At 76.3% G+C, this 7,386-nt stretch carries 6 protein-coding genes; 4 read left to right on the top strand and 2 right to left on the bottom strand.

Annotation, left to right across the window (positions count from 1 at the left end):
• Nucleotides 1-240: 240 nt before the first annotated feature.
• Nucleotides 241-945 carry a hypothetical protein gene (locus MTF65_RS25055; protein WP_243631194.1) on the top strand — a complete coding sequence of 235 codons (705 nt, stop codon included), beginning with the start codon at nt 241-243 and terminating at the stop codon, nt 943-945.
• Here MTF65_RS25055 and MTF65_RS25050 read toward each other — a convergent pair.
• Entirely contained in the window at nt 928-1,803 is an 876-nt protein-coding gene (locus MTF65_RS25050; RefSeq protein ID WP_243631193.1) for a LysR family transcriptional regulator, read from the bottom strand. The genes MTF65_RS25055 and MTF65_RS25050 overlap by 18 nt on opposite strands.
• 101 nt (nt 1,804-1,904) lie before the next feature.
• Here MTF65_RS25050 and lpdA point away from each other — a divergent pair, with 101 nt between their 5' ends.
• Nucleotides 1,905-3,314, top strand: a complete 1,410-nt coding sequence (gene lpdA / locus MTF65_RS25045; protein WP_374207294.1) for a dihydrolipoyl dehydrogenase — start codon at nt 1,905-1,907, stop codon at nt 3,312-3,314.
• Between the two features lie 93 nt (nt 3,315-3,407).
• Nucleotides 3,408-4,883, top strand: coding sequence for a M14 family zinc carboxypeptidase (locus tag MTF65_RS25040; RefSeq protein ID WP_243631191.1), 1,476 nt, complete (start codon nt 3,408-3,410; stop codon nt 4,881-4,883).
• A 14-nt stretch (nt 4,884-4,897) separates the two neighbouring features.
• Here MTF65_RS25040 and MTF65_RS25035 read toward each other — a convergent pair whose 3' ends face one another.
• Complete coding sequence (locus MTF65_RS25035; protein ID WP_243631190.1) at nt 4,898-5,461, bottom strand: DUF1707 and FHA domain-containing protein; 564 nt, start codon at nt 5,459-5,461, stop codon at nt 4,898-4,900.
• A gap of 110 nt (nt 5,462-5,571) precedes the next feature.
• On the opposite strand from MTF65_RS25035, the gene treZ reads away from it, so the two are divergent.
• On the top strand, nt 5,572-7,350 hold the full coding sequence (gene treZ, locus MTF65_RS25030; RefSeq protein ID WP_243631189.1) for a malto-oligosyltrehalose trehalohydrolase: 1,779 nt from the start codon (nt 5,572-5,574) through the stop codon (nt 7,348-7,350).
• The last annotated feature ends 36 nt before the right edge of the window (nt 7,351-7,386 follow it).

Below are 7,386 nucleotides of genomic sequence, written 5' to 3'. Positions count from 1 at the left end.
CCCCCCCCGAACCCCGGCTCCGCCGGGCACCGGGCTCCGCCCGGACCCGCGCCTCAAACGCCGGCGAGGCTGGATTTGCCCGGCGCGGAGCCTCAAAAGCCGGCGAGGCTGGATGTGCCCGGCGCGGAGCCTCACACGCTGGCGAGGCTGGAGTTGCCCGGGGGCGCCCCCGGCGGCGGGCCGGGCTGGGCCGGGGGGTCCGTGGGACCGGGGGGCGGGGGCGATGCGCAGCTCGCGTGGGTGGCGTGGCAGACCGCGCTGGGGCTTGGCGATGTCCCGGATCGGGTGCCCCGGCTGGCCGGGGCCCTGCTGAAGTCGGCCCGCGAGGCCGGGCTGCGCACCAGCTGGACCGACCCGGACCCGGCGTACGAGAGCGGCATCGAGGCCCTGGTGCCCGAGGCGGCGGAGCTCCCGGCGGAGCTCGCGGCGGCCGCCCGGGCCAACCTCCTCGGGATGGCGCTGCTGCACCTGGCCATGCCGGGGGTCCCGGAGGTGTACCAGGGCGCCGAGACCGAGTACCGGGCCCTCGTCGACCCGGACAACCGGCGCCCGGCCCGCTTCCCCCGCGAGGCGCTGGCCCGGCTGGACGCGGGCGCCGCCCCCCAGGGCCCGGCCGAGGAGAAACTCGCGCTGACGGCGGCCCTGCTGCGGCTGCGCCGCGACCGGCCCGGGCTCTTCACCGGCTACACCCCGCTCGCGGCGCGGGGCCCGGCGGCGCGGCACTGCGTGGCCTTCGCCCGGGGGCGCGGCACGGCCGGGCTGCTCGCGGTGGCCACCCGGCTCTCGCACCGGCTGGCCGGGGCGGGCGGCTGGCGCGACACCACCCTGGACCTGCCGCCGGGCCGCTGGGCACCCCTGGACCACGAGGCCTCGTACCACGGCGGCGTACGGCTCGCCGAGCTGCTGCGGGCCCGGCCGGCGGTGGCGCTACTGCGCGTCGAGTAGCCGGGCGAAGGCCGCGGCGGCCCCGGTCAGCGGGACCCGGGAGAAGACCGCGAGCGGCCGGTGCCACGGCGGGTCGAGGGAGAGCAGCACGCAGTCCTCGCCGACGGCGCCCCGGACCATGTGGGCCGGGGCCACGACGACGCCGACCCCGGCGGCGGCCATCCGTACCGCCGTCGAGGTGTGTTCCGTACGGAGCACCGTGCGCGGGGTGAACCCCACCCGGCCGCACGCCCAGTCGATGAACGGCTCGCCCTGGACCACCGGTTCCATCGCGCAGCGGATCCAGTCCCGGTCGGCGAGCTCGGTGAGGCGGACGGCGCCGCCCCGCGCGGCGAGCGGATCGTCGAACGGCACGACCAGGACGAGTTCCTCCCGCCCGACCGGAAGCACCGGCCCCTTCCACCGCGCGGGCTCCGGCCCCACGGCCAGGTCGGCGGCGCCCCGCTCCAGCTGCTCCTCCAGGGCGTCGGTGGACCCGTACTCGCGCAGCACCAGCGCCACGCCCGGGTGCAGGGAGCGCCAGCGGGCGGCGACGGCGGGGAGCAGGCCGACGGCGACGGCGTGGACGGTGGCGATGTGCAGCTCGCCGCCGGCCGCCCCGGCGGCGGCGCGGGCGGCCCGCTCCGCCTGGCGGGCGCTGCGGACGGCGAGCTGGGCGTGCGGCAGGAAGGCGCGGCCCATGGGGGTGAGCCGGACCGCGCGCGGCAGGCGTTCCAGCAACTCGCCGCCCACGGACCGTTCCAGGGCTTTGACCTGGTGGGAGAGGGCGGGCTGGGTGACGTGCAGGGCCTCGGCGGCCCGGGTGAAGGAGGACTCCTCCACGACGGTGAGGAAGTACTCCATCTGGCGCAGGCTCATGACCGGGAAGCATAAAGAGCGTGCATGGAAGCGAGAAGATCATTGCCTTGGATTTATCGGAACGGGCCCCGCAGGCTGGGCACATGAGCATGAGCATGAGCATGAACACCGTTGATGTGATCGTGATCGGCGGCGGCACGGGCGGCTACAGCACCGCCCTGCGCGCCGCGGCCCTCGGCCTGACCGTCGTCCTCGCGGAACGCGACAAGGTCGGCGGGACCTGCCTGCACCGCGGGTGCATCCCCAGCAAGGCGATGCTGCACGCGGCCGAACTCGTGGACGGCATAGCCGAGGCGCGCGAGCGGTGGGGGGTCCGGGCGAGGGTGGAGTCCGTGGACTGGGCGGCGCTGACCGCGACGCGGGACGGCATCGTCTCCCGCAACCACAGGGGCGTGGAGGGGCACTTGGAGCACGCCGGCGTACGGGTGGTGCGCGGCGGTGCCCGGCTGACCGGGCCGCGCTCGGTGCGGGTGGAGGACGGGCGGGAGTTCACCGCCGCGCGCGGGATCGTGCTGGCCACCGGTTCGCGGCCGCGCACCCTGCCGGGCCTGGAGCCGGACGGGCACACCGTCGTCACCAGTGACGACGCGCTGTTCGCGCCGGGGCTGCCGGGGTCGGTGCTGGTACTGGGCGGCGGGGCGATCGGGGTGGAGTACGCCTCGTTCCACCGCTCGATGGGCGCGGAGGTGACGCTGGTGGAGGCGGCCGACCGGCTGGTTCCGCTGGAGGACGCGGACGTGTCCCGGCATCTGACGCGGGGGCTGAAGAGGCGCGGGATCGACGTGGCTACGGGGGCCCGGCTGGAGGGGGCCGAGCGGCTCCCGGACGGGGGCGGCGTACGGGCGACCGTGCGGACGGCTCGCGGGGAGGTACGGGAGATCACGGCGGAGCGGCTGCTCGTGGCGGTCGGGCGGGTTCCGGTGACCGACGGTCTGGACCTGGCGGCGGCCGGACTGGCCCCCGACGAGCGGGGGTTCGTGGCGCCGGCCGACTGGTCCCGGCTGGAGACCGCGGTGCCGGGGATCCACGTGGTGGGCGATCTGCTGCCGCCGCCGTCGCTGGGGCTGGCCCACGCGTCGTTCGCGGAGGGGCTGCTGGTGGCGGAGACCCTGGCGGGGGTGGCGAGCGCGCCGGTGGACTACGCGGCGGTGCCCCGCGTGACGTACTCCTCGCCGCAGACGGCCGCCGTCGGGCTGACGGAGGCGCAGGCGCGGGACGCGTCGTACGACGTGGTGGTGAACACGATGCCGTTGACGGCGGTGGCCAAGGGGATGGTCCACGGGCAGGGCGGCTCCGTGAAGGTCGTCGCGGAGCGGGGCGGCGGGCGGGTGCTGGGCGTGCACCTGGTGGGGCCGCACGTGTCGGAGATGATCGCGGAGAGCCAGCTGATCGTGGGATGGGACGCGGAGCCGTCGGACGTGGCCCGCCACATCCACGCCCACCCGACCCTGTCGGAGGCGGTGGGCGAGGCCTTCCTCACCCTCGCGGGCCGCGGCCTCCACCAGCAGTAGCCGATCCCCGGAGCGGGTGGTACCGCTTCAACCAGGGGGATACGGGGGGAAATGGCGGCCCGTGCGGAGCAGTAGGGGGCGTGCGCGGCGGGCATGGCATCCCTTGTGACCCTCATCCGTGACATGTGCTACCCCACGCCGCATGAACTGGCACTCGCCGCCCGCGCCCTCGCGGACGAACACCCCGCTCTGGTCCGGCTCCGCCAGGTCGGCACCTCCCGGGGCGGAGCCCCCCTCTGGCTGCTCTCCGTCGGCCCGAGCAGCGGCCCGAGCAGCGGCCCGAGCAGCGGCCCGAGCGGCGGCCCGGACGTCAGATCGGGCGGCAGCCCGGACGACGGCTCGGACGGCAGCCCGGACGTCAGATCGGACGACGGCTCGGACGACGGCCCGGACGACGGCTCCGGTGGCGGGCCGCGGGGTGGCTTTCGCAGCGGGGTGCAGAGGGGCGGGGGCGGGGTGCTCGTGGTCGCCGGGGCGCATGCCAACGAGCCCGTCGGCGGGGCCACCGCGCTCGCGCTCGCCCGTCGGCTCATCCGCGACCCCGCCCACCGCGTCGGGTGCGGCTGGCACTTCCTCCTCTGCGCGGACCCCGACGGCGCGGCCCTGCACCGCACGCCCCGCCCGTACTCCCTCCTCGACTACCACCGGAACTTCTTCCGGCCGCCCGGCCCCGAACAGCCCGAGTGGGCCCCGTCCTTGCTGCCCCCGGACCGGCTGCCGCCCGAGACCCGTGCGCTGACCGCCGTCATCGACGAGCTGCGGCCCTTCCTCCAGGTCTCCCTCCACGGCACCGACCTCGGCGGGTCCTGGGTCCAGCTCACCCGCGACGTTCCGGGCCTCGCCGAGCCGTTCGGCAAATCCGCCGCCGAGCTGCGCATCCCCGTGGAGACCGCCGCCTCCGACGCGGTCGGCTGGCCCTCCCCCGGGCCGGGGATCTTCGTCATCCCGGAGCCCGGAAGCAACGCCGCCGGGGCCTTCCACACGGAGGACACACGGCTCAGCACCTGGTACCACGCCCACCGCTACGCCGGCACCACCGCGATCGTCGAAGTCCCCATGTGGGCCTCCGACCTGGTTGACGACCCGGCCCCGCACCCCGACCCGCGCGGCGCCCTGCGGATGCTCGCCGCCCGGCTCACCGAGGACGCCGCGCGGGTGGCCGCCGTCCGCGCCGGGGTCCCGGACCTCGTCCACCACGCCGATCCCGCCGCCGCGCCGCTCCTGCGGGCGGTGGACTGGACGCTGGCGCTGATCCCCCTGGTCGCCGCCGAGTGGACGGGGGCCGGGGCGCCCGCGGAGGCCACCGCCGCGCACATCGGCAGCCTCGACGCCTTCGGGCGGCGCCTGTCGCTGCGCGCCGCCGCGATGCTGCTCCGCGTACTGCGCGCCCAGGGCGACCCGGCGGCGCCCGCGCTGGATCGCCTGGTCACCGGCTGGTGCGAGGAGTTCGCGGCCCGGTTCCAGGCCCGCTGGGTGCCGGTGGCCACGCAGGTGGAGCACCAGTCCCGGACCGTACTGGCGGCGTACGAACGGCTCGCGGGGGTGCCACCGGTGACGCCCTCCCCCTGACCCGCCCCCGGAGGTCAGCTCGCCGACAGCCGGTACGTGACCCGCCCGAAGCCGACCTGGTCCCCGTCACGGACCACGGCCGAGCCGGTGACCCGGCGGCCGTTGACGGTGGTGCCGTTGGTGGAGCCGAGGTCCTTGAGCACCCACAGGCCGTCGTGGAAGGTCAGCTCGGCATGCGCCCGCGAAACGGTCTCGTGGGTGAGCCGCAGCCCGTTGCCGGGATCGCGGCCGATGCGCAGGGGCCCGTAGCCGGGATGCGGGAAGAGCAGTGTGGGCAGCCGCTCGGCCGCCCAGGCCCGCCGGACGCCGACGGACACGGCCGAGGCCCGTCCGACCCAGCCGAACAGGCGGCGGCTCCACGGGCTTTCGGCACGCTCCCGGCCTTCGAGGTCGGCCGTGAGGACGGCGAGGTCCTCGGATCGGCGGGCGACCAGCGCGAGTTCCATGCGGCGCAGGAAGGTGTCGTGCGACAGTTGGCCGAGGGCCGCGCCCTCCCTGAGCTGGCCCAGCGCCCGGTCGCGCTCCGCGTCGGACAGCCGCGGCGCGGGGTAGGCGGGAAACTCGAAACTCGACGTCACAGGGTGATTGTCGGCCCGTCAGGGCCGGAGTGTCCAGAACGGCCCCGCCGGGCCCGCGATGATGGGCGCGAGACGCATGCTGGGCACCGCCGCAGACGAGGGGACCGTCCGTGCAATTCGAGGTGTGGGCACCGCTGACCGACCGGGTCGCGCTGCGGCTGAACGGCGCCACCTACGACATGTCACCCGACCCGCGCGGACCCGGCCGGGACGGCTGGTGGACCGTGGAGGCCCCGGCCGCCGACGGGGACCGGTACGGATTCCTGCTCGGCGACGAGCGCGAGCGGGACCTCGTACGGCCGGACCCGCGCGGGCGGCGCCTGCCGGACGGCCCCGGCGGGCTCAGCGCGGTGGTGGACGTCGAGGCGCTACGGCCCGAGGCGCCGCGCCCCGGGGCGCGGCCGCCGCGCGTCCCGCTCCAGGACGCCGTCCTGTACGAGCTGCACATCGGCACCTTCACCCCCGAGGGCACCTTCGACGCGGCCGCCGCCCGCCTCCCGCACCTGACCGCGCTCGGCGTCACGCACGTGGAGCTGATGCCGGTCTGCCCCTTCCCCGGCCGGCACGGCTGGGGGTACGACGGGGTCGCTCCGTGGGCGGTCCACGAACCGTACGGCGGCCCGGCCGGCCTCGCCCGGTTCGTGGACGCGGCGCACGCGGCGGGGCTGGGGGTGGTGCTGGACGTGGTCCACAACCACCTCGGGCCCTCGGGGAACCATCTGCCCGCCTTCGGCCCGTACTTCACGGACGCCCACCACACCCCCTGGGGCGCGGCCGTCAACCTGGACGCGCCCGGCTCCGACGAGGTCCGGGCGTACTTCCTCGGCAGCGCCCTCGCCTGGCTGCGGGACTACCGCGTCGACGGGCTCCGCCTGGACGCCGTCCACGCGCTGGCCGACGGGCGGGCGCTGACCTTCCTGGAGGAACTGGCGGCGGCCGTCGACGAACTGGCGGCGGAGAGCGGCCGTCCGCTGTTCCTGATCGCCGAGTCCGACCGGTGCGACCCGCGCACCACCACCCCGCGCGCCGCCGGGGGCCTGGGGCTGCACGCGCAGTGGAACGACGACTTCCACCACGCCCTGCACTGTGCGCTGACCGGCGAATCCCAGGCGTACTACGCGGACTTCGCCGAGGCCCCGCTCGCGGCCCTCGCCAAGACCTTGACCCGGGCCTTCTTCCACGACGGGACCTGGTCCTCCTTCCGGGGCCGCAGCCACGGCCGCCCCGTGGACCGCCGCCGGACGCCGGCGCACCGCTTCCTCGGCTACGCCCAGACCCACGACCAGATCGGCAACCGGGCGCTGGGCGACCGGCTCGCCGCCTCGCTCTCGCCCGGCCTGCTGGCCTGCGCCGCGACGCTGGTGCTGACCGGGCCGTTCGTACCGATGCTGTTCATGGGCGAGGAGTGGGGCGCCGGCACGCCGTGGCAGTACTTCACCGACCACCCCGACCCGGCGCTCGCCGAGGCGGTACGCGCCGGGCGGCGCCGGGAGTTCGCCGCGCACGGCTGGAAGGCCGAAGAGATCCCGGACCCGCAGGACCCCGCCACCCGGGACCGCTCCCGCCTGGACTGGACCGAGCCCGGGCAGGAGCCGCACGCCCGCCTGCTGTCCTGGTACCGGACCCTCGTCGCGCTCCGTCGCGGCCACCCCGACCTGCGCGATCCGGACCTCGCGGCGGTCCGGGTCGCCTACGACGAGGAGCGCCGCTGGCTGACCTTCCGGCGCGGGGATGTCCGTATCGTGGTCAACCTGTCCGCGGAGGCGGCGACCATCGCGCTCGGCCGCAACGGGGTCCGGGTCCTGGCCTCCTGGGAGCCCCTCGACCACCCGGGGCCGGACGGGCGGATCCACGTACCGGGCGAGTCGGCGGTGGTACTCGGCCCGTGAGGGGCTTGGGGGTGGGGGCCGCCGACCGGACGGCTA

The sequence above is a fragment of the Streptomyces sp. APSN-46.1 genome (assembly GCF_022815725.1).
Lineage (GTDB): Bacteria > Actinomycetota > Actinomycetes > Streptomycetales > Streptomycetaceae > Streptomyces.
This window is presented reverse-complemented; position numbering and strand designations above follow the sequence as displayed.